Annotated in this window: 18 protein-coding genes; 15 read left to right on the top strand and 3 right to left on the bottom strand. The window is 66.2% G+C overall.

Annotated elements, in window-relative coordinates; translation table 11 throughout:
- Positions 1 to 147 precede the first annotated feature (147 nt).
- The 10 genes from speB (at position 148) to AC1DGE_RS09890 (ending at position 14,288) form a co-directional block, all read left to right on the top strand.
- Positions 148 to 1,236: an agmatinase gene (gene speB / locus AC1DGE_RS09935; RefSeq protein ID WP_476917394.1), complete on the top strand. Its 1,089-nt coding sequence runs from the start codon at positions 148 to 150 to the stop codon at positions 1,234 to 1,236.
- Entirely contained in the window at positions 1,233 to 2,900 is a 1,668-nt protein-coding gene (locus AC1DGE_RS09930; RefSeq protein WP_476917393.1) for a thiamine pyrophosphate-binding protein, read from the top strand. The genes speB and AC1DGE_RS09930 overlap by 4 nt, the downstream gene beginning before the upstream one ends.
- Before the next feature lie 159 nt (positions 2,901 to 3,059).
- Positions 3,060 to 3,545, top strand: coding sequence for a MarR family winged helix-turn-helix transcriptional regulator (locus AC1DGE_RS09925; protein ID WP_476893106.1), 486 nt, complete (start codon positions 3,060 to 3,062; stop codon positions 3,543 to 3,545).
- Positions 3,546 to 3,642: 97 nt separating this feature from the next.
- Positions 3,643 to 5,721 (top strand): MDR family MFS transporter, encoded by a 2,079-nt coding sequence (locus AC1DGE_RS09920; protein WP_476909201.1) that lies wholly within the window; start codon positions 3,643 to 3,645, stop codon positions 5,719 to 5,721.
- A 264-nt stretch (positions 5,722 to 5,985) separates the two neighbouring features.
- Positions 5,986 to 7,719 (top strand): ABC transporter ATP-binding protein, encoded by a 1,734-nt coding sequence (locus AC1DGE_RS09915; RefSeq protein ID WP_441418319.1) that lies wholly within the window; start codon positions 5,986 to 5,988, stop codon positions 7,717 to 7,719.
- Entirely contained in the window at positions 7,716 to 9,782 is a 2,067-nt protein-coding gene (locus tag AC1DGE_RS09910) for an ABC transporter ATP-binding protein (RefSeq protein WP_476917392.1), read from the top strand. Before AC1DGE_RS09915 ends, AC1DGE_RS09910 begins: the two co-directional genes overlap by 4 nt.
- 68 nt (positions 9,783 to 9,850) lie before the next feature.
- The gene (locus AC1DGE_RS09905) at positions 9,851 to 10,285 is read left to right on the top strand and encodes an acyl-CoA thioesterase (RefSeq protein WP_441418398.1); all 435 of its coding nucleotides are present in this window, start codon (positions 9,851 to 9,853) and stop codon (positions 10,283 to 10,285) included.
- A 164-nt stretch (positions 10,286 to 10,449) separates the two neighbouring features.
- Complete coding sequence (locus AC1DGE_RS09900) at positions 10,450 to 10,704, top strand: hypothetical protein (RefSeq protein WP_441418321.1); 255 nt, start codon at positions 10,450 to 10,452, stop codon at positions 10,702 to 10,704.
- A gap of 124 nt (positions 10,705 to 10,828) precedes the next feature.
- Entirely contained in the window at positions 10,829 to 13,057 is a 2,229-nt protein-coding gene (locus AC1DGE_RS09895; RefSeq protein WP_476909141.1) for an McrB family protein, read from the top strand.
- A complete protein-coding gene (locus AC1DGE_RS09890) occupies positions 13,044 to 14,288 on the top strand; it encodes a 5-methylcytosine restriction system specificity protein McrC (RefSeq protein WP_476909142.1) in 1,245 nt (414 codons plus the stop codon). The genes AC1DGE_RS09895 and AC1DGE_RS09890 overlap by 14 nt, the downstream gene beginning before the upstream one ends.
- A gap of 12 nt (positions 14,289 to 14,300) precedes the next feature.
- On the opposite strand, the gene AC1DGE_RS09885 is transcribed toward AC1DGE_RS09890, so the two are convergent.
- Entirely contained in the window at positions 14,301 to 14,558 is a 258-nt protein-coding gene (locus AC1DGE_RS09885) for a hypothetical protein (protein ID WP_441418324.1), read from the bottom strand.
- A gap of 119 nt (positions 14,559 to 14,677) precedes the next feature.
- Here AC1DGE_RS09885 and AC1DGE_RS09880 point away from each other — a divergent pair, with 119 nt between their 5' ends.
- A complete protein-coding gene (locus AC1DGE_RS09880; protein WP_441418325.1) occupies positions 14,678 to 15,340 on the top strand; it encodes a TetR/AcrR family transcriptional regulator in 663 nt (220 codons plus the stop codon).
- A 7-nt stretch (positions 15,341 to 15,347) separates the two neighbouring features.
- Here AC1DGE_RS09880 and AC1DGE_RS09875 read toward each other — a convergent pair whose 3' ends face one another.
- Positions 15,348 to 15,770, bottom strand: a complete 423-nt coding sequence (locus AC1DGE_RS09875) for a very short patch repair endonuclease (protein ID WP_441418326.1) — start codon at positions 15,768 to 15,770, stop codon at positions 15,348 to 15,350.
- Between the two features lie 40 nt (positions 15,771 to 15,810).
- On the bottom strand, positions 15,811 to 16,245 hold the full coding sequence (locus AC1DGE_RS09870; RefSeq protein WP_476909143.1) for a pyridoxamine 5'-phosphate oxidase family protein: 435 nt from the start codon (positions 16,243 to 16,245) through the stop codon (positions 15,811 to 15,813).
- A 254-nt stretch (positions 16,246 to 16,499) separates the two neighbouring features.
- Between AC1DGE_RS09870 and AC1DGE_RS09865 the strand changes: the two genes are divergently transcribed.
- The 4 genes from AC1DGE_RS09865 to AC1DGE_RS09850 all read left to right on the top strand — a co-directional run bounded on the left by AC1DGE_RS09865 (position 16,500) and on the right by AC1DGE_RS09850 (position 20,202).
- Complete coding sequence (locus tag AC1DGE_RS09865; protein ID WP_476909144.1) at positions 16,500 to 17,141, top strand: DUF4190 domain-containing protein; 642 nt, start codon at positions 16,500 to 16,502, stop codon at positions 17,139 to 17,141.
- Between the two features lie 295 nt (positions 17,142 to 17,436).
- Positions 17,437 to 18,099 (top strand): DUF6318 family protein, encoded by a 663-nt coding sequence (locus AC1DGE_RS09860; protein ID WP_476909145.1) that lies wholly within the window; start codon positions 17,437 to 17,439, stop codon positions 18,097 to 18,099.
- 33 nt (positions 18,100 to 18,132) lie between these two features.
- Positions 18,133 to 19,041, top strand: coding sequence for a PKD domain-containing protein (locus AC1DGE_RS09855; protein ID WP_476909146.1), 909 nt, complete (start codon positions 18,133 to 18,135; stop codon positions 19,039 to 19,041).
- Positions 19,042 to 19,131: 90 nt separating this feature from the next.
- Positions 19,132 to 20,202, top strand: a complete 1,071-nt coding sequence (locus AC1DGE_RS09850) for an alkene reductase (RefSeq protein ID WP_476909147.1) — start codon at positions 19,132 to 19,134, stop codon at positions 20,200 to 20,202.
- Positions 20,203 to 20,239 lie beyond the last annotated feature (37 nt).

Here is a 20,239-nt window from a genome sequence, read left to right as displayed (position 1 = left end):
GACCCAAGAACTGGGAGGGAGCGCTCGCTGCCGGTCCGAGCGCGAGCTTAGTGGCCGTCGTTGGTAAACAACTGATGCGCAGCAGACAACTCCGAGTGTATGATGGCAGTCACACCCGTCGGACAACCCTCGAAGGAGACTCCTCCCTTGGAAGAGCTGCGCATCGAGGCCAATGGCAACCTTGGCCCCATCGATTCCTCCCGCATCCCGCGCTACGCCGGCGCCGCCACTTTTGCCCGCCTGCCCCGGCTGGACCAGGTGGCCAAGGCTGACGTCACGGTGGTCGGCGTTCCTTTTGACTCCGGTGTCTCCTACCGCCCCGGCGCGCGCTTCGGCGCCAACCACGTCCGTGAAGCCAGCCGGCTGCTGCGGCCGTACAACCCGGCCTGGGACGTCAGCCCCTTCGAGAACATCCAGGTCGCCGACGCCGGGGACATGGCCGTCAACCCGTTCAACATCAACGAGGCCATCGAAACCATCCAGCAGAACGCGCTGGACCTGACCGCTGCCGGCGGCAAGCTGCTGACGCTGGGCGGAGACCACACCATCGCGCTGCCCCTGCTTCGCGCCGCCGCCGAACGCGCCGGACAGCCCGTCGCCATGCTTCACTTCGACGCGCACCTGGACACCTGGGACACCTACTTCGGCGCCGAATACACCCACGGCACCCCCTTCCGCCGCGCCGTCGAGGAAGGCATCCTGGACACCGAGGCAATCAGCCACATCGGCACCCGCGGCCCGCTTTACGGCAAGAAGGACCTCGACGACGACCACCGCTTCGGCTTCGGCATTGTCACCTCCGCCGATGTCTACTACCAGGGCGTGCTGGAAACCGTCGCCAAGGTCCGCGACCGGATCGGCAACCGCCCGCTCTACATCTCCGTCGACATCGACGTCCTCGACCCCGCCCACGCGCCCGGCACCGGAACCCCGGAAGCCGGCGGCATCACCAGCCGCGAACTGCTGGAGATCATCCGCGGCTTCCGCGGCATGAACCTGGTGGGGGCCGACGTCGTCGAGGTCGCCCCGGCGTACGACCACGCCGAGATCACCGGCGTCGCCGCCAGCCATGTCGCCTACGAACTCGTCACCCTGATGGCCGACAGCGCCGTCGACGGCGACCGCGCCGGTGCGCCCAGCGGCTACGCCGCGCAGGCCCTCGGCCACGAGTCCCGCCGTCCTGCCGGGTTCGCCGCTTCGGCAGCCCAGCCGGTCGAAACCGGAGCCGCCCAGTGACCGGCGTGCGTAACGGCGGCGACCTGGTCGTTGAGACGCTCGAGGCGCTCGGCGCCAAGACCGTCTTCGGCATCCCCGGCCAGCACGCCCTCGGCCTCTTCGATGCAATGGGCCGCGGAAAACTGCATTTCGTCTCCTCACGGGTGGAGAACAACTCCGCCTTCGCCGCCGACGGCTACTCCCGGGCCACCGGCGAGGTCGGTGTCCTGTTCCTCTCCACCGGCCCCGGGGCGCTGACCTCCCTGGCCGGCCTGCAGGAGGCCTACGCCACCGGGGTGCCGATGGTGGTCGTGGCGAGCCAGATTCCGCTCGACGGCCTCGGTGCGCGGCGCAAGGGCATGCTGCACCAGCTCGATGACCAGAAAGCTTCGGCCGCCAACGTCACCAAGAGCCAGCGGCTGATCCAGCACGCCTCCGGCATCCCCTCGGCCATCCAGGACGCCTGGACCGAGGCCATCTCCTCACCGCAGGGCCCGGTGTGGATCGAAATCCCGCAGAATGTCCTGCTGGACCCGATCATGGTGCCCCCGGTGGAGGACGCACTCGCCGAAGCCGCGGACAACCCGCCCCGCGTGGAGCTGGTTCGCGAAGCCGCGAAATGGCTTGCGGAGGCGAAGCGTCCGGCCATCATCGCCGGCGGCGGCACCCGCCGCGGCCACGCGGAGAAGTCGCTGCTGTCCCTCGCGGAGAAGCTGCACGCGCCGGTGATCTGCACTCCCGGCGGCAACGGCGCGTTCCCCTGGACCCATGAACTCTCGCTCCAGTCCTGGATCGAGGACCAGTACATGACGGAGCTGCTCGAGGACGCCGACGTGCTGATCGTCATCGGCTCCTCGCTCGGCGAGGTCACCTCCAATTACTTCACCTTCGAACCCCGCGGCCGGATCATCCAGATCGACGCCGAGCCGCGGGTGCTCGAGTCCAACCGTCCGGGCCTGGGCATCCGTGCCGACGCCGGCCAGGCGCTCGCAGCCCTCGACGAGGCCCTGGCAGCCGCACCGGCCGACGCCCGCCCCGACTGGCACGGCAGTTCGGCCGAGAGCATGGTCAAAGAGACCCTGGCCAAGGTAAAGGCCCGGCTGGAATCGCAGGACCTCGCCAAGGAACTGAAGTTCATGGCCGACATCCGCGAAGCCGTTCCTGCGCAGATGCAGACGTTCTGGGACATGACGATCTCCGCCTACTGGGCCTGGAGCTGCTGGGACGCCCGCGAGGGCCAGTTCCACTCCGCCCAGGGCGCCGGCGGCCTCGGCTTTGGCTTCCCGGCGGCAATCGGCGGCGCCGTGGGGCTGGAGACCACCGGTAAACCGGGCGGTTCGGCCCGGGTGCTCGCGGTGTCCGGCGACGGCTCGGCGATGTACTCGATCTCCGAGCTGGCCACCGCCAAGCAGCACAACGTTCCGGTCACCTGGCTGATCGTCGACGACGGCGGCTACGGCATCCTGCGCGAGTACATGGTGGGCGCGTTCGGCAAAGCCACTGCCACCGAGCTGGCCCGTCCCGACTTCGTGAAACTGGCTGAGGCCTTCGGCGTCCCGGCGGTCCGGGTGGCCCCCGAGGACGTCGGGGACGCGCTGAAGGCGGGCTTCGCGGCGGACGGGCCGAACGTCGTCGTCGTCGAAACCCTGCTCAAGATGTTCGCCCCCACGCACCTGGACGTCTAAACCCCCATCCCAACGAACGAACACAACAGGGCCCCGAATCCTCACGGATCCGGGGCCCTTTTGTGTGTGGGTGCGCTCCCCGTCGAGGCTTCTTAGTTTCCCAAAGCAATCAATTTATTGTATTGTTGCTTCAGGCAAGTAAGTAAGGGGCTTCCAAACATGTCAGTTGCATCGACCACTGCAGCCAAGCTGGTCCACCAAATCTTCGATCTCCAGCGCGCCGTCCGGTGCGTCGCCGCGGCGAACCTTCGCGGCGACGATACCGGCGTCGCGCTGCAGGGCGTCCTGCGCTTTGTGGGGGAGGGCGAAACCCGTGCCACGCAGCTCGCGGAGCGGCTGGGCGTCAGCGCCCCCGTCCTCAGCCGGCACCTCGCCGAACTGCTCGAGCAGGGCTACGTGGTCCGGCGGCCGGATCCCGAGGACGGCCGGGCGCAGCTCATCGCGCTCTCGCCGGCCGGGACCGAGAAACTGCGCTCCATCGAGGCGCAGCGCGCCGCCACGCTGCAGGGCTTCCTGCAGGACTGGAGCGAGGACGACGTCGAAGAGACCTCGCGCACCTTGAAGAAACTAGCTGAATCCCTCAGGAGTTCAGCCCGGGCAAAGACGGCCGGATCCGCCGACACGACCAACTTTGTTGAGGAGTAAATCTATGGCCAGCCACGCTGCCGCCGCCGGGCCGTCCCCGGCCCCCACCGCGCAAGCGGCCCCCGCACCGCAACCGCACCACGAACCGCAGGCGGCCATGAGCCACCGGCAGATCATGGAAGCGCTGACCGGCCTGCTGGCGGCGTTCTTCACTGCCATCCTGAGCAGCACCATCGTTGCGAACGCGCTGCCGACCATCATGTCCGAACTCAAGGGCACCCAGACGGACTTCGCCTGGGTCATCACGGCCGCATTGCTGGCCAACGCGGCCACCACCCCGATCTGGGGCAAGCTCGCGGACCTCTTCAACAAAAAGGTCCTCGTCCAGCTCAGCATCGTGATCTTCGTGGCCGGCTCCGTCATGGCGGGCCTGTCCGAGACCATCCCGCTGCTGCTGACCGCCCGCGTCATCCAGGGCATCGCGATGGGCGGCCTCACCGCCCTGGCGCAGGCCATCATCGGCTCGATGATCCCGCCGCGCGACCGCGGCAAGTACTCCGGCTACATGGGCGGCGTCATGGCCGTCGGCACGGCGGGCGGCCCGCTGCTCGGCGGCTTCATCGTCGACAGCCCGCTCGGCTGGCGCTGGACCTTTTTCGTCTGCGTCCCGCTCGCCGTCGTCGCCCTGATCCTGCTGCAGGTCACGCTGAAGATCCAGCACGTCAAGCGCCCGGCCAAGATCGACTGGCTCGGCTCCATCCTGCTGACCTCCGGCGTCAGCCTGCTGCTGATCTGGGTTTCCTTCGCCGGCAACCCCGACTACTACGACTGGTGGTCCTGGCAGACGGTCGCCATGGTGGGCGGCGGCATTGTGCTCCTGGGCCTGCTGGTGCTGGTGGAATCCAAGGTGGCCCAGCCAATCATCCCGCTTAAGATTATCTCCGAGCGCACCACCGCCCTGGCAATCCTCGCCTCCGTGGCCGTCGGTGTCGGCATGTTCGGCTCCTCGACGTTCCTGGGCCAGTACTTCCAGGTGGCCCGCGGTGCCACCCCCACCGAAGCCGGCCTGCTCACGCTGCCCATGATCGCGGGCAACCTGATCGGCTCCGTGCTCTCCGGCCAGCTGATCAGCCGCACCGGCAAGTGGAAGCGCTACCTGGTCGCGGGCGCCGTCGCGCTGATCGGCGGCCTCGGCCTGGCCGGCAGCATGGACCACACAACCGAGCTCTGGCTGACCGGGATCTACACGGCCATCCTCGGCGTCGGGCTGGGCTTGCTGATGCAAAACCTCGTCCTTGCCGTCCAGAACACGGTCCAGGCCAAGGACATCGGCACGGCCAGCGCCTCGGTAGCCTTCTTCCGGTCCGTCGGCGGCGCCATCGGGGTCTCGGTCCTCGGCGCCGTGCTGGGCAACCGGGTCAAGGATCTGGCCGTGGAAGGCCTCGCTGCCGCCCGGATCAAGGTCCCGGCAGGATCCACAGGGGCCAGCATGGACCTCAAGGACATGCCCGCACCGATCCGCGACATCATGCGGGCCGCCTACGGTGACGCGATCGCAGAGGTCTTCCTGATCTCCGCCATCATCGGTCTCGTGGCGCTGGTGGCCATCCTGTTCATCAAGGAAAAGCCGCTCCGCCGCACCGTCGACATCCGACCGGAAGCTTCGGCCTCCGCCGCCGTTACCGGTTCCGGAACCGCCGCCGACGTCGAAGCTGCCGCCGGGGTGGCTGCCCGCGCCGCCGCCGCTTCCGGCCCCGCAGCGGGGCCCGCCGCGGCTCCCACGCCAGGGCACGACTCCGCCGAGACCGGCATCGTCGACCTGGACCGCGAGTTCATCGAGGTCCTGAGCCGGCAGCGCGCCACCGGGTCCCGGTTCCCGGACGCCGCGCGGCTGGGTGCGGACAACCGCCAGAACAGTGACGGCGAAGCCAGGGCCGAGCGTGAAGGCGCCCGGCTCCGGGCCCGGACCATGGTGGCCGAGGCGCGCGCCGACGACGCCGACGTCGTGCCACTGCTCCTCCAGACCCAGCGGTTGCTGGCCGAACAGCAGGTGCAGCTGGCGGATGCCCTGCGTGCCGTCCACGAGCAGGCGGCGGAACAGCGCGCGATCGCGGCCGAACAAGCCCGGGTGGCGGAGCAACTCACCACCCTGCGGCGCCAGCTCGCCAAGGAACGCAAGCTCCAGCGCGCGGCGGCCGACTACATCGCCACGCAGGGCCGGCACCGCGGCGAGTAAACGACCCCACGAATGCGGTCCCGCGTCTGCCCTCCGGGGGAGCCGCGGGGCCGCTTTTGGACGGCTCGGCGCCCTGGCGGTGGCCGCCGCAGCGGGTTAAGTACAACGATTGGCTGACATCCGCAGCTGGAGGTACCACCCCGGCACGGGATTTCGTAGAGTGGGACAGCTAAGGCTGTCGGTCCCGGCTGCTATAACTTTCCTTGTTCGTCTGCTGTTCTTCCTCTTCTGCGCTTCATGAACCATTCTTAAGGACCCGTGGGCATGCTTGTCACCCTCATACGGCGCTATTCCAAGCCGTATTTGCCGTTTATTGCGGCCGTCGTCATCTTCCAGTTGGCCTCCACTATCGCGGCCCTGTACCTGCCCAGCCTCAACGCCCAAATCATCGACGAGGGAGTCTCCCGCGGCGACACGGACTACATCTGGCGCACCGGCGGTCTCATGCTCGGCGTCGCCCTGGTCCAGGTGGTCACCGCGATTGCCGGTGTGTACTTCGGTTCCAAGGCCGCGATGGCGTTCGGCCGGGACCTGCGCCGGGGCGTTTTCCGCAAGGTCAGCAGCTTCTCCGCCAGGGACGTCAACGTCTTCGGCGCCCCAACGCTGATCACCCGCGGCACCAACGACGTCCAGCAGGTCCAGATGCTCATGCTGATGGGGCTGAACTTCATGGTGGCCACGCCCATCATGTGCATCGGCGGCATCGTCATGGCCCTCCGCGAGGACCTCAACCTGTCCTGGCTGGTCTGGGTCTCGGTGCCGCTGCTGGTGGTCGTGGTCGGCTACCTCGTGGTCCGCCTGATGCCGCTGTTCCGTTCCATGCAGGCCAAGATCGACCGGCTCAACGGCATCCTGCGCGAGCAGATCATCGGCATCCGCGTGGTCCGTGCGTTCGTCCGCGAGCCGCACGAAGCGCAGCGTTTTGGCGCCGCCAACAAGGAACTCACCGACGTCTCGCTCAAGATCGGTGCCTTGTTCGTGCTGATGTTCCCYGCGATCGGGATGATCCTGCACGTTTCCACCGCCGCCGTGCTCTGGTTTGGCGGCCAGCGGGTGGACGCCGGGGAGATGCAGGTGGGCTCGCTGACGGCGTTCCTGCAGTACCTGCTGCAGATCCTGATGGCCGTCATGATGGGCACGTTCATGGCGATGATGATCCCGCGCGCCTCCGTCTGCGCGGACCGCATCGGCGAGGTGCTCGACGTCGAACCTTCCATCCACGAACCGCTCGCCCCTGTGGCGCCCGCTGCCAAGGCTGGCCGGGTGGAGTTCCGGAACGTCTCCTTCGCCTACCCCGGTGCCGAGGCACCGGTGCTCAGTGACATCAGCTTCACCGCCGAACCGGGCCAGACCGTCGCGATCATCGGGTCCACCGGCGCAGGCAAGACCACCCTGCTGGCGCTGCTGCCGAGGCTCTTCGACGCCGCCTCCGGCGAGGTGCTGCTCGACGGCGTCCCGGTCACCCAACTGGACCGCGCCGAAATCACCGGGCGCGTCGCGATGGTGCCCCAGCGGCCCTACCTGTTCTCCGGCACCATCGAGCACAACCTGCGCTTCGGCAAGTCCGAAGCGACCGACGAGGAACTTTGGGACGCCCTCACGGTGGCCCAGGCCGCAGACTTCGTCCGTGAAAAGAAAAACGGACTCGGCGCCCGGATTTCCCAGGGCGGCACCAACGTCTCCGGCGGCCAGCGGCAGCGTCTCTGCATCGCCCGCGCACTCGTCACCGAACCCAAGGTCTTCCTGTTCGACGACTCCTTCTCCGCCTTGGATGTCGCCACCGACGCCCGGCTGCGGAAGGCGCTCAAGGCCAAGACGGCCGACGCGACGGTGATCATCGTGGGCCAGCGCGTCTCCACCATCGCGGACGCGGACCAGATCCTCGTCCTGGACAACGGCCGGATCGTGGACCGCGGAACCCACGAGGAGCTCCTCGCCAGCTCCAGCACCTACCAGGAAATCGTCGAATCCCAGCTGACCGCGGAGGCCATCGCATGAGCACCAACGAAAAGCTCAGCCACGGCTCCGCCGGCAAGGCTCCCCACGAGGCGCCCGTGGAGGCCCCCGCCGAAGCTCCCGAGGAGGACTTCTACGAGGAGGAATTCACCCCCGGCGAAGCCGACGGCGGCATGTTCGGCGCCGTGCCGGCGAAGAAGGCCCAACACTTCTGGCCCTCGGCGAAGCGGCTGATGGGCCTGCTGAAACCCGAGCGGGCCGGCATCGCCGCGGTCCTCGCGATGGTGACAGTCGCCGTCGTCCTCAACGTGATTGCCCCGCGCATCCTGGGCCAGGCGATGGACGTGATCTTCGGGGGAGTGGTCGGCAAGCAGTTGCCGGCCGGCGCCACCAAGGACCAGTTCATCGCCGGACTGCGCTCCCAGGGCCAGGACAACTTCGCGGACATGCTGGCCCGGATGGACGTTGTGCCCGGCGTGGGCATCGACTTCCAGAAGCTCGCCTTCCTCATCAGCATCGTGCTGGTGATGTACTTCGTCGCGAACATTTTCCTGTGGCTGCAGGGCTACGTCCTGAACGTGCTGGTCATGCGGGTGGTCCGCCGGCTGCGCGACGACACCGAGAAGAAGCTCAATAAGCTGCCGCTGGGCTACTTTGACACCCGCCAGCGCGGCGACATCCTTTCCCGCGTCACCAACGACGTCGACAATATCCAGCAGGCCCTGCAGCAGGCGTTCGCGCAGCTGGTGAACTCGGCACTGACCGTGATCGGCATCGTGATCATGATGTTCATCGTGTCCTGGCAGCTGGCCCTGATCGCGCTCATCGCCCTCCCGCTCTCGGGGGTGGCCGCCGGCATCATCGGCGCCCGCAGCCAGAAGCTCTTCGCCGCGCAGTGGAAGAACACTGGCGAGCTCAACGGCCAGATCGAGGAATCCTTCTCCGGCCACGACCTGGTCCGCGTCTTCGGCCGCGACGCCGACATGCTGGCCCGCTTCGACGAACGGAACGAGGAACTCTACAAGGCCAGCTTCGGCGCCCAGTTCGTGTCCGGCATGATCATGCCGGTGATGCAGTTCGTCTCCTACCTCAGCTACGTGGGGATCGCCGTCGTCGGCGGGCTGCGGGTGGCCTCGGGCGGGATGAGCCTGGGCGACGCCACGGCGTTCATACAGTACTCGCGCGAGTTCACCCAGCCGCTGGGGCAGATGGCCGGCATGGCCAACATGCTGCAGTCCGGCGTGGCCTCCGCCGAGCGGGTCTTCGAATTCCTCGACGCCGACGAACAGGACGCCGAGACCGCCCTCGAGCACCTCCCGGCCAAAACCGACGGGCACGTCGAGTTCAAGCACGTCACCTTCAGCTACACCCCGGACAAGCCGCTGATCGAGGACCTGTCCTTCACCGCCGAGCCCGGGCACACCGTGGCCATCGTCGGCCCGACCGGGGCGGGCAAGACCACCCTGGTGAATCTCGTGATGCGCTTCTACGAGCTCAACGCAGGCAGCATCACGCTCGACGGCGTCGACGTCACCCGGCTCAGCCGCGCCGAACTGCGCTCCAAGGTGGGCATGGTCCTGCAGGACGCGTGGCTGTTCGGCGGCACGATTTACGAGAACATCCGCTACGGCAAGTTGGACGCCACCGAGGACCAGATCATGGCCGCGGCGAAGGCGACCTTCGTGGACCGCTTCGTGCGGGCGCTGCCGGAGGGCTACAACACCGTCATCGACGAGGAAGGCAACAACGTCRGCGCCGGGGAGAAGCAGCTGATCACCATTGCGCGGGCCTTCGTGGCCAACCCCTCGCTGCTGATCCTGGACGAGGCCACCAGCTCGGTTGATACCCGCACCGAGGTTCTGGTCCAGAAGGCCATGGCCGCGCTGCGCACCGAGCGGACCAGCTTCGTGATCGCCCACCGCCTCTCCACCATCCGGGACGCGGACACCATCCTGGTGATGGAAGCCGGACGCATCGTCGAACAGGGCAGGCACGCGGAACTGCTCGAACTGCGCGGTGCTTACTACCGCCTGTACATGTCCCAGTTCGCCGGCGAAGACGCTGAGGCGTCTCTCGAGGAAGAGCCGACGGCGGTGCACAGCTGAGCGCCGGGACCGGGGCCGGGAGCATGCCCGGAACCAGCGAACCCCGGCGCCTCGAGGTGCAGGTGCCGATGCGCTGGGGCGATATGGACGCCTACGGCCACATCAACAACGTGCAGATCGTCCGGATCCTGGAGGAGGCCCGCATCGCCGCCTTCGGGCCGCCGCGGGGAGCGGGCCTGCCCGGCATGGAACCCCAGGTGTCGCTCTTCAACGACATCCCGGAGGGCACGCTGGCGCTGGTCGTGGAGCATAAGATCCGCTACGTCCGGACGCTGGAATACCGCAACGTTCCCGCCGTGGTGCAGTTGTGGGTCGGCGCGGTCAAAGGGGCCAGCTTCGACATCCACTACCTGGTCCAGGACCCCGTCACCGGCGAAGACTGCGTCAAGGCGAGCAGCCACCTCGCGTTCGTGGACGAAGCCACCGGGCGGGTGCTTCGGCTGACCCCCGAGCAGAAGGCAAAGCTCGCGCCTTTCGCGGCGGCCCGCCACGAACCCAACTGACTGGCAGTAGTTGTCGTTTTGAGCCCGCTAAACGACAACTAATGCGAGCTAGTTGGGCCGGCGGCCCGCCAGACCCACTAGCCCCTACCTCGCTGCCGGGATCGGTCCTAGACTGAACAGGCCCGCGGGAAGCCGGCAGGATGCAAACCTTAGGAGCACGGATCATGGCCAAGCGAAGCAAGATGAAGGCGCGGAAGAAGACCTGGAAAGAGCTCTCGCCGATGGCGAAGTTCGGCACCATCACAGCGGCCGTCGTCCAGCTCTCCCTCCTGATTGCCGCCCAGCGCGACATCTCGCGCCGTCCGGCGGAGGAGATCCGCGGCAGCAAAGCGTTGTGGCGGGCAGCCACTCTCATCAACTTCGTCGGCCCGGGCAGCTATTTCACCTTCGGCGTCAGGCGCCGCCCGGCCGTCAAGTAATACCCCGGCCGCCCTCCGCGGGCGCTCTGCGGGCTCCGCCAGAACCGCGGAACAAAGCTACTCGCCGGTAGTTCTGATCTGCGGCGTGATGCGGGCGTTCAGCTTAAGCCTGTAAATTGAAGGCATGACCCCCAACAAAAAGCCCGCCATGCACCGCGCCCTCGGCATCTCCAAAGAGATCGAAGACGCGGCGTGGTTTGTACTGGGCCCGGGGCTGCTCGGCAAGGCGTCGCCGCTGGACGGCCGGACTAGGACGTGGTCGGTTGCGGCGGCCTCGGAGTTGCTGGAGCGGCTGGAACGGGGCATCCCGGACCCCAAGGCGCCGATGATGACCAACCTCCGCGAAAACCTTGAGGGCGCCACCCGCGGGGCGAAGCAGCTGGCCGTCGAGCTATTGTTCCTGCAGTCGCTGCCGCTGGCGCACGAGGTCAAGTCACTCAAGGTCAAGCGGGCCCGCGTCGCAGAGGCGGCGTCCTGGCTGGAGCCTCCGCTGGCGCTCCCGGACGAACTCTATGCGGGCATGACGGACCACGGGGTGATCCGGGACCGCACCGCGGAGTTCAACTGGACGATTTGGGACCACCTGAAGTGGCTCTGCCGCTTCGTTCGGCACGTCGCCCAGCGACCGGCCGGCGTCGTCCAAGCCGCGATCAAGGACCCGCTGGCCTTCCACGAACTCACGATTGGCACCCCGGAAGACCAGCCCGCGATCCGGCGCAGCATCGAATTCCTGGTCTGGCCCGGCTACTTCGAGCCCGTCGTTGCCGACGTCGAACGCCAGGAGATCCGGGATGCCTTCGCCTCCCTGGTTGGCGGTGCCAGGGGTGACTCCGACGAGGAAATCTCCGCGGACATCCACCGCATCAGGCTGCACCTCGACGAGCAGGCCGGGCAGCGGATCGACTGGTACTCGCGGCAGCTGGTCAGCCAGTGGCGGAAGGTGGCCGATCCCGGCCGCCGCGCGTGGCTGCTGCGCAGCCACCACGACAACGCCGAGCTGCTGGCCGCCTGGCAGGACGACGAAGCGGTGACCCTCGACGTCGAACACCTCCGTCTGTTGGACCCGGGCGTGACCGCCGGCCTGGTCCAACACGCCGTGGACGAGGACTACAAGCACCTCAGCTACGTGGAACGTGAGGACACCAAGACCGCCGTCTTCGCCTTCCTGACCGTGATGAAACCGGGCGACTTCACGCTGTACCAGAACTCGGGGACCGTCCGAGTCGGCGTGGTGCTGGGCGAACCCGAACACCATGATGACAACCGCCGGCTACGCCGGAAGGTCCGCTGGTTCGACGAGGTCCACTCGATGGCCGAATTGCCCCGCCACGTGCAGCGCCAGCTGGCCAGCTCGGGGCTCATCGTGGACGTCACCCGGGTGATCCAGGCGCTCGAGACCTTGCTCCCGGCCGAAGCCGAGGCAGAGGCCGACGACGGCGCCGAGCCGGACGCCGTCGTCGAGCCGTGCGAGGGCTTCCGGCCGCTGACGGCCGAATTCGCCGCGTCCCTGCACATGGACCTCGAACCGCTGCAGGAAATCGCCGAACTGCTGGAGGAAAACCGCCAGTTGGTGCTCTACGGCCCGCCCGGCACCGGCAAAACCTACCTGGCCAAGCACCTCGCCGCCGAACTGGCCGGGGACACCGGCGACGAGCGGGTCAAACTCGTCCAGTTCCACCCCTCCTACGCGTACGAGGACTTCTTCGAGGGCTACCGGCCGGACAAGACCGACGAGGGCCAGGTGTCCTTTAAGCTGGTGGCCGGACCGCTCCGCAGGCTGGCCGAGGAGGCCGCCAAACCCGGCAACGAGGGCAAGCCGTACTTCCTGATCATCGATGAGATGAACCGGGCCAACCTGGCGAAGGTCTTCGGCGAGCTGTACTTCCTGCTGGAGTACCGCGACGACCGGATCTACCTGCAATACAGCCCCACGGAGCCGTTCTCGCTGCCGGACAACCTGTACATCATCGGCACCATGAACACCGCGGACCGCTCCATCGCGATGATGGACGCCGCCATCCGCCGCCGGTTCTCCTTCATCGAACTGCATCCCAAGACCGAACCGGTGAAGGGCTCGCTGCTGCGCTTCCTGCAGGCCCGGGGCCTGGACACGACGCCGGCGCTGCTGCTCGACGAACTGAACAACGCCATCGACGAGTGGGACCGGGACCTGATGATCGGGCCGTCCTACTTCATGAAAAAGGCCGCCCAGACACCCACCGGGCTGCGCCGGATCTGGAAGTACGAGCTGATGCCGCTGCTGGAGGAGCACTACCACGGCCAGCTCAACCGGGCGCAGCTGGAGGAACGGTTCGGACTGGAGCAACTGTTGAGCCGCCTTGCTCGCGTCTAGCCTCGCCCCTGCCGGCACCGTCCGCCACATCGTCCTGGATGAGCTGTCCGGGGGAGTGGTGGAACGGATCGATGCGGGCAGCGCCGCGTACATCAACGGCAGCGGACTGGCCAAGGCTTCTCCGCTGGGCATGGGCCTGTTCCGGATCGAACCTGTCGGCAAGGTGGGCTCCGTGCGCACCCCTTCAGTGCAGCTGGAAGTCCGGCCCAAGGAGCGGCTGGGCCTCGGCCGGCTGCTGTTCCTGCTCGGCTATACGGAAAACCAGGGCTTTCGGGATGACGCCGTGGCCGCGGTCGAGGACACCGATCTCTGGAGCGCCCTCGCCGAGTCGCTGGCCCAGCTCGCCGACCGGGCCCTCAGCCGCGGGGTGCTGCAGGGCTACCTGAACGTCGACGAGTCGCTCCGCACCGTTAAGGGCCGGATCAGGATGTCCGACCAGATCTCCCGCCGCCCCGGCATGCTGGTGCCGCTCGAGGTCTCCTACGACGAGTTCACCGAGGACATCCCGGAAAACCGCATCCTGCGCGCGGCCCTCGAACGGATGTCGCAGGTGCCGGGGGTGCGGGCCGATGTGCTGAGCCGGCTGCGGCGGTTGAAGGGAAAGCTCGACGCCGTGACGCGCCTGCAGTCCGGCGCCCCGCTGCCGTCGTGGCGGGCCAGCCGGATGAACACCCGCTACCACGCGGCCCTGCGGCTCGCGGAGGTCATCCTGCGCAACGCCTCGGCCGAAGCCGGGGACGGAAAGCAGCACTCGGCGTCGTTCGTGGTGGACATGTCCAAAGTCTTCGAGGACTTTGTCGGCATCGCGCTGCGCGAGGCCATGGCCGCGTACCCGGGGGAGATGCGGCTGCGCTACAACTCGATGTTGAACGAGGCGGTGCGGGACTCCGACCGGATCATGGTGCAACCGGGCGCGGTGCATCTGCTGGGCGGCCGGCCCGTGATGGTGTACGACGCGAAGTACAAGGCGGCGTCCGACATCGGCGCCTCACTGTCCGCTGACCACTACCGGATGCTCGCGTATTGCACGTCGCTGCGGGTGCCGACGGCGTGGCTGGTTTACGCCGGCGCGGGGGAGATCAAGCTGCGGCGGATCCTCAACACGGATATCGATGTGGTGGAATTTCCGCTGGATCTGTCGCTGCCGCCGTCGGAAATCCTGGCGTCAGTGGCTGACCTGGCGCAGCAGTCGTGGGGCGAAGTGGTCCGTCAGGCGACGATCAGCCGCTGACGGGATGCCCATCTACGCGGTGTCGTCCTGCAGGGTCGTGGAGACTGACAGCAGGTGGTTCAGGAGCGCTTTTTCCGGCTCCCCGGGATTGTTCGCGACGTGCCAGCGGAGCTGTTCCCGGACCAAGGCCTCGTCCGGCTTGGTCTCTTCAAGAATCGCCTCGATGATGGCGGAAACCTGACGGCGCAGGGGCTCCAGATCCTCATGTGTTTCGGGGCTCCGGGCGGCGTGCCGCGTGCGGGTCTCGGTAGACAACAACAAGTGTGGCATGGTGCTCTCCTGCGGAGTTTGTAGTATCCCCACGTACTGACCAATAGAGTCCTAGTCCCCGAGTTTTGATCTTAGCTCAGGGAGACCAGTCTGTCTCGCGTAGCGGTACTATATTTTTGATGTCTGTTTCAACCAATTCCCAGGCTCCCTCTCCACAGCCCCATGGCGCGGGCAGTGGTGGCGTTCCTGCGTCCGGCGGTGGGACCAACGCCGGTGGTGCTGAGATTACCGGGATCCGGGAGCGTATTTTGGATGTCGCGTACGAATTATTTTCGCGTCGCGGCGTGCGGGACGTGGGCATTAACGAACTCATCGGCCGCTCCGGAGTGGCGAAAGCCAGCTTCTACCGGCACTTCGGCTCCAAGGACGAGCTGGTGCTGGCTTTCCTGGAACGCCGCGACCGGCAGTGGACCGTAGCCACCATCATTTCCGAGGCCCGACGCCGGGGGCGCACCCCCGTGGAGCAGCTGCTGGCCATCTTCGATGTGTTTGCCGATTGGTTCGCGCGGGACGACTTCGAGGCCTGTTCCTTCGTGAACATCCTGCTGGAGATGGGCCCGTCGCATCCATTGGGCAGGGCGAGCATCGATTACCTCGACAAGATCCGGGGCCATGTGCAGCAGCTCGCCGAGGAGGCGGCCCTGGCGGATCCTGACGGCTTCGCCCGGTCCTGGTACATCCTGATGAAGGGCTCGATCGTCGCCGCGGCCGGAGGAGACCGCGCAGCCGCCGGCCGGTCGCGGGAGATGGCCGAGTGGCTGATTGCGCACCACCAGTCTTAGCGCAGACTTAGCGGCCGAGGAAACTGTCCAGTTGCTGCTCGAGGGCCGAGAGGTCTTTGAGCTCGCACTCCCAGACGGTGAGAACGTCCCAGCCCGAACTCTCGAGCAGGCGGCGCTGTTCGGCGTCGCGGGCCCGCGTGCGGGCGCGCTTGGTTTCCCAGAAATCCGCGTTGGATTTGGGTGCATGCTGGCCGACCCTGCAGTCATGGAAATGCCAGAAGCAGCCGTTGATGAAGATGACTTTATGGCGGCTGGCGAACACCAGGTCGGGGTTTCCGGGGAGCCTGCCGCCACGGGCGGTGCCGTGCAAGCGGTAGCGGTAGCCTTTCGCGTGCAGCATCCGGCGGACCAGCAGTTCGGGCTTGGTGTTCTTCCCCCTGATGCGGGACATGTTCCAGCTGCGCCGCTCCGGGGTCAGACTGTCCGCCATGGCTTAAGTCTAGGCGGCGGCTGTCTGCCGCGAATTTGGCCTAGATTTCCCGTTCGGGGTGTTCGCCGAACTGGAAGTGCCGGCCGCTGACCGACGTCGGAGCGATTTCAACGTAGAAGTCTTTCAGCGTCGGCACCCACGGTTTAAGGCCCAGCGCCTCGGCCACGGCGATGTCCGCCGACTGCTCCAGGACCCGTGCCGTGCCGCGAACGACCACCGACCATGCCTCTTCGGAGAGGATGCCGTCGGTTTCAAACAGCACCTTGGAATTGATGGTCAGTTCGGCCAGCTTGTTGCCGGGCGCCGTGCGCAGGTAAAGCTTCCGGTTGTCGACGGCGTAATTCACCGGGAAAATATCCGGTTCGCCGGCCACGGTGACGACGAGCCTGCCGTGTTTAGTTCCTTCGATGAGTTTCCAGGTCTCATCCTCGGACAGGTTCAAGATGGGGCTGTTGTCTGCGTGTTCGAACATCATGGGCTCATTGTTCTGTCCCGTGTAGAAAAACGCCAGAGGCAATCGGAATTGATTGCTTAGTCGGTCGTGACGTTGCGGTCGCTATATTGTCCGACCCCCTCCCTATCGTTCATCTTGTTCGGATTGCATCGCATCCAGCGGCGGCCCATCAGGGTGTTTTTCCGCTGGACGAGATGCCCCTCCGCGCCATGGGGGCGCTTGGGCCCGGACACTTCGCACCGCCAGGCGCCGCCTGGCCATGAGTATGGGGAATCATGAGTACTTTCAATACATACGGCACCGCGCCCGCGGATGCGCCCACGTCCACCGTTCCGACCATGGGCGGCGCTCCTGTTGCCCCGCGGGGCAACGGCTGGGGCATCACCGCGCTGGTGCTCGGCATTGTTGCTGTCGTCTTTTCGTTCGTCCCGGTGATGGGCGTCGTCGCCTTTGTCCTGGGTCCACTGGCCGTCCTGTTCGGGATCATCGGTGCTACCCGCAAGTTCGCCAAGAAGGGTGCCGCGATTGCGGGCATCGTTCTTGGCATTCTGAGCATTGTGATCGCTGCTATCTGGATGGCCGTGGTGTCCGCTGCTGTTTCCTCGGCCGATCAGGCGCTGAACTCGGAGCACAAGGTCCAGTACGTGGTGACCACGAACGGCAAAGCCTCGGTCAGCTACTGGACCAGCGGCGGGACATCCAACGTTGATGTCAGCACTGGCTGGAAGAAGGAGCAGACCGTAAAGAATTCGGATCTGCTCTCCTTGGTTGTCAGCGGGGATTTTTCGAATGCCGCGGCAAAGGTTGGCTGCGAAATTCTGTTTGACGGCAAGTCGATCTCGAAGAACTCCGGAACCGGCCAGGGCGCCATGGCAAGCTGCAGCGGCTCGGGCCTCGGGGCCGACAAAAAGAAGTAGGAAGCTGAGCCGGGCCTGAAATCCGGCCCACGGCGGGGGCGTTGCAGGAACTTCTGCAACGCCCTGTTTGCGTTGGCAATTGGGGGCGCGTTTGGGGTGTCTTTGTAGTGCGTTTGGGGGTGTCTTTGGGGGTGTGGAGTGAGGCTTTTGGGGCGCCTGCGTCCCTAGGGGCGCGTGGTTCAGAAGTGAGGCGGGGGGCCTGTGGATAACCCTTACGGCGAGAGTGTGGTGTCAGTTACCCTTAGGCATTGTTTGGATTCAGGCGTCTTGATTTCTATCGGGGGATTAGCTGAACATGACATCTCGCACTCCAACCTTCAGCCGCAGGCTCACCGCCGCGGCCGCCCTGCTCACCGGTATTGCCCTGATGGGAACGGCCTGCACCGCCGGCCAGGCGCCGCCGAGTGCGGCACCGAGCGATGCGTCGACCAGCATGTCCACGTCCCGGACTCCCAGCGCCACCGCGACGCCCATCGCCACTGCCAGTTATAAGCCGGCCGACGCCAAGGGGAGGGCCCAGAACGTCCCGGTTCCGGTGCTGCCGGAGGCCGCGAAGGCGAAGACGAAGGAGGGCGCAATTTCGTTCGCCAAACACTGGTTTAGCCTGCTGAGCTACGGATATGAGACGGGAGATCTGCGGCCTCTGAACGTCGTCACTTCAGATGATTGTCAACCGTGCGCAACGGCCAAAAAGGTCATTAATGCTTGGAACACGGAGGGAAGGTGGCTTGTGGGCGGCGTGGTGACCACTCAGTCGGTCACCACCGAATTCGTCCAAGGTCCCGGCCAGACGTATCAAGTTGCTGTGCAGGCGCATCAGACACCCCTCGCGTACATGCGAAAAGACGGCAGCGTCGCTCGCCGCGGCTCTCAGCCGGACGACACCGGAAATCTCCTGTTCGTCGCATTCGCCAATGGGGCGTGGAAACTCGTTGACATCGGCAGAATCGTTGGGTGAAACGTGGGGGCGGCGATTGCATATAGGAAGTGGGTGACAGCAGCAGCACTGTCAGGGCTCATGACTTTGTTCGGGGGTGCCGTTGCCGTGCAAGCGGACCCGGACATCTTCGGTGACTGGCGACCCGACGGGGTTCATCTTGATGGGTGGAGCTGGGACGAGGCAGCCCGAAAGTTTGTGCATCAGGAGCCAGGCACCATCTCAAGCGACCCCTTCCAGTACAAATACGAACTCCAATGCCATCTTGGCGGTGGCGACTTCGACGCCGAGTGCCTGGCGACCGTGATGGAGTGCAAGAACGGTCCCGGTGGTAAAGACGGGATTCCCGTCACTTGGTTCAAGGCTCCTGCAGGGGTCCCCAACCCAGTCTGGAGCTACCATTCCGGGCCAACGTGCCTGTTTGATGCGCGACCCGAGGACTTGTTGCCCCGCATCGCCGCCATGATCCAAGCCGAATTCCGGAAACTTCCGATCGCCGCGGGCCGAGTAACCGCGCAACCCAGTCCGCACACGCTTCGGGGCGCTGAGACGAACTTCTTTGCTGAGGCAGCAGAACAGCAGTTCGACATCAAGATCCTGGCCCAGGCCGTCCATGTCGACGCCAAGCCCGTCCAATACACCTGGAACTACGGTGACGGTACTTCGCTGGGCCCGCAGAGCTCGGCCGGCGGACCACTGCCGCAGGACCGTTGGGGCGAAAAGACGACCACCAGCCACATCTACACCCAGACCGGGGACTTCTCCGTGACGCTGACCACGTATTTTCAAGGGACCTACTCCGTCAACGGCGGCCCACCGCTGCCGATCCCGGGCGAAGGACAGTTCAGCTCCCCGCCACAGACCGTTAGCGTCTGGCGGTCCATCACCCGCAACTATGCCGACGATTGTCTCCAAAATCCGGAAGGCCAGGGTTGCCCCGGCTCACCACCGGCCTCGCGGTAATTCAGGCGTGATCTGAGTCTCAACAGGAATAGTTGCAGACGCTATGAAGTTTCCGCCAGTGGACCCAATCCACTCCGAAAGGAACTGCGCATGCTGTTTTCCCCCTTGACCATCGGCCAGCTTGAACTACCGAACCGGCTCGTGATGGCGCCGCTCACCCGCGTCCGTTCGGGCAAGGAAGGCATTCCCGGGCCGCTGGTGGTCGAGCACTACCGGCAGCGAGCCTCGTTGGGGCTGATCGTCAGCGAAGGCACCTACCCCAGCCCGGCCGGACGGGGATTCCCGGGACAGCCCGGCTTGGTCACCGAGGAGCAGCTCAAGGGCTGGGCCGACGTCACCGCCGCCGTGCACGCCGAGGGCGGCAGGATCTTCGCCCAGGTAATGCACGCGGGCCGCGTCACGCACGAGGACACCACTGGCGGCCATGAGGTCGTCGCCCCGAGCGCGATCGCCATTGACGGCGAGACCCGCACCTACGAGGGCAAGCAGGCTTTCCCGGTGCCGCGCGCGCTGGCTACTGATGAACTGTCCGGCATCCGTGAAGAGTTCGTTCAGGCGTCCCGCAATGCGATCGACGCAGGGTTCGACGGCGTCGAGCTTCACTCCGCGAATGGCTACCTGCTGCACGAATTCCTGACGCCGGCCGCGAACCAGCGCGAGGACAACTACGGCGGCTCACCCGAAAATCGTGCCCGCTTCGTCATCGAAGTCGTCCAGGCCGTTGTGGACGCCGTCGGCGCCGACCGCGTAGGTATCCGCATCTCGCCGGAGCACAACGTCCAGGGCGCCCTGGAACTGGACGCCGCCGACGTCCGCGCAACCTACGGCTACCTCGTGGACGCCCTGGCCCCGCTGAAGCTGGCCTACCTCAGCGTCCTTCACAAGGAGCCCACGAGCGAACTGGTCCAGGAACTGCGCACGCGCTTCAATGGAACCTTCCTGCTGAACACCGGCTTTGGCGTCATCACGACTGCCGAAGTAGCCAAGTCCCTGGTCTCGGACGGCCACGCTGATGCTGTGGTCGTTGGACGACCGGCCATCGCCAACCCCGACCTGGTGCGCCGCTGGCGCGAGGGGCTCCCGGTGAACGAGCCCAACCAGGCCACCTTCTACTCCGACGGCGCCGAGGGTTACACCGATTACCCGGCTTACCAAAACTAGGAGCGGGGCGCCGGCGTAATCATTCACCGGACATGCC

The organism is Arthrobacter sp. 05N425, from assembly GCF_056397125.1.
This window is presented reverse-complemented; position numbering and strand designations above follow the sequence as displayed.

Bases quoted from the DNA above. Each gene is read 5' to 3' on its own strand.
- AC1DGE_RS09925 (WP_476893106.1), top strand. From the start codon at position 3,060: ATGTCAGTTGCATCGACCACTGCAGCCAAGCTGGTCCACCAAATCTTC.
- AC1DGE_RS09920 (WP_476909201.1), top strand. From the start codon at position 3,643: ATGAGCCACCGGCAGATCATGGAAGCGCTGACCGGCCTGCTGGCGGCG.
- AC1DGE_RS09905 (WP_441418398.1), top strand. From the start codon at position 9,851: ATGCGCTGGGGCGATATGGACGCCTACGGCCACATCAACAACGTGCAG.
- AC1DGE_RS09900 (WP_441418321.1), top strand. From the start codon at position 10,450: ATGGCCAAGCGAAGCAAGATGAAGGCGCGGAAGAAGACCTGGAAAGAG.
- AC1DGE_RS09895 (WP_476909141.1), top strand. From the start codon at position 10,829: ATGACCCCCAACAAAAAGCCCGCCATGCACCGCGCCCTCGGCATCTCC.
- AC1DGE_RS09885 (WP_441418324.1), bottom strand. From the start codon at position 14,558: ATGCCACACTTGTTGTTGTCTACCGAGACCCGCACGCGGCACGCCGCC.
- AC1DGE_RS09880 (WP_441418325.1), top strand. From the start codon at position 14,678: ATGTCTGTTTCAACCAATTCCCAGGCTCCCTCTCCACAGCCCCATGGC.
- AC1DGE_RS09875 (WP_441418326.1), bottom strand. From the start codon at position 15,770: ATGGCGGACAGTCTGACCCCGGAGCGGCGCAGCTGGAACATGTCCCGC.
- AC1DGE_RS09870 (WP_476909143.1), bottom strand. From the start codon at position 16,245: ATGATGTTCGAACACGCAGACAACAGCCCCATCTTGAACCTGTCCGAG.
- AC1DGE_RS09865 (WP_476909144.1), top strand. From the start codon at position 16,500: ATGAGTACTTTCAATACATACGGCACCGCGCCCGCGGATGCGCCCACG.
- AC1DGE_RS09860 (WP_476909145.1), top strand. From the start codon at position 17,437: ATGACATCTCGCACTCCAACCTTCAGCCGCAGGCTCACCGCCGCGGCC.
- AC1DGE_RS09850 (WP_476909147.1), top strand. From the start codon at position 19,132: ATGCTGTTTTCCCCCTTGACCATCGGCCAGCTTGAACTACCGAACCGG.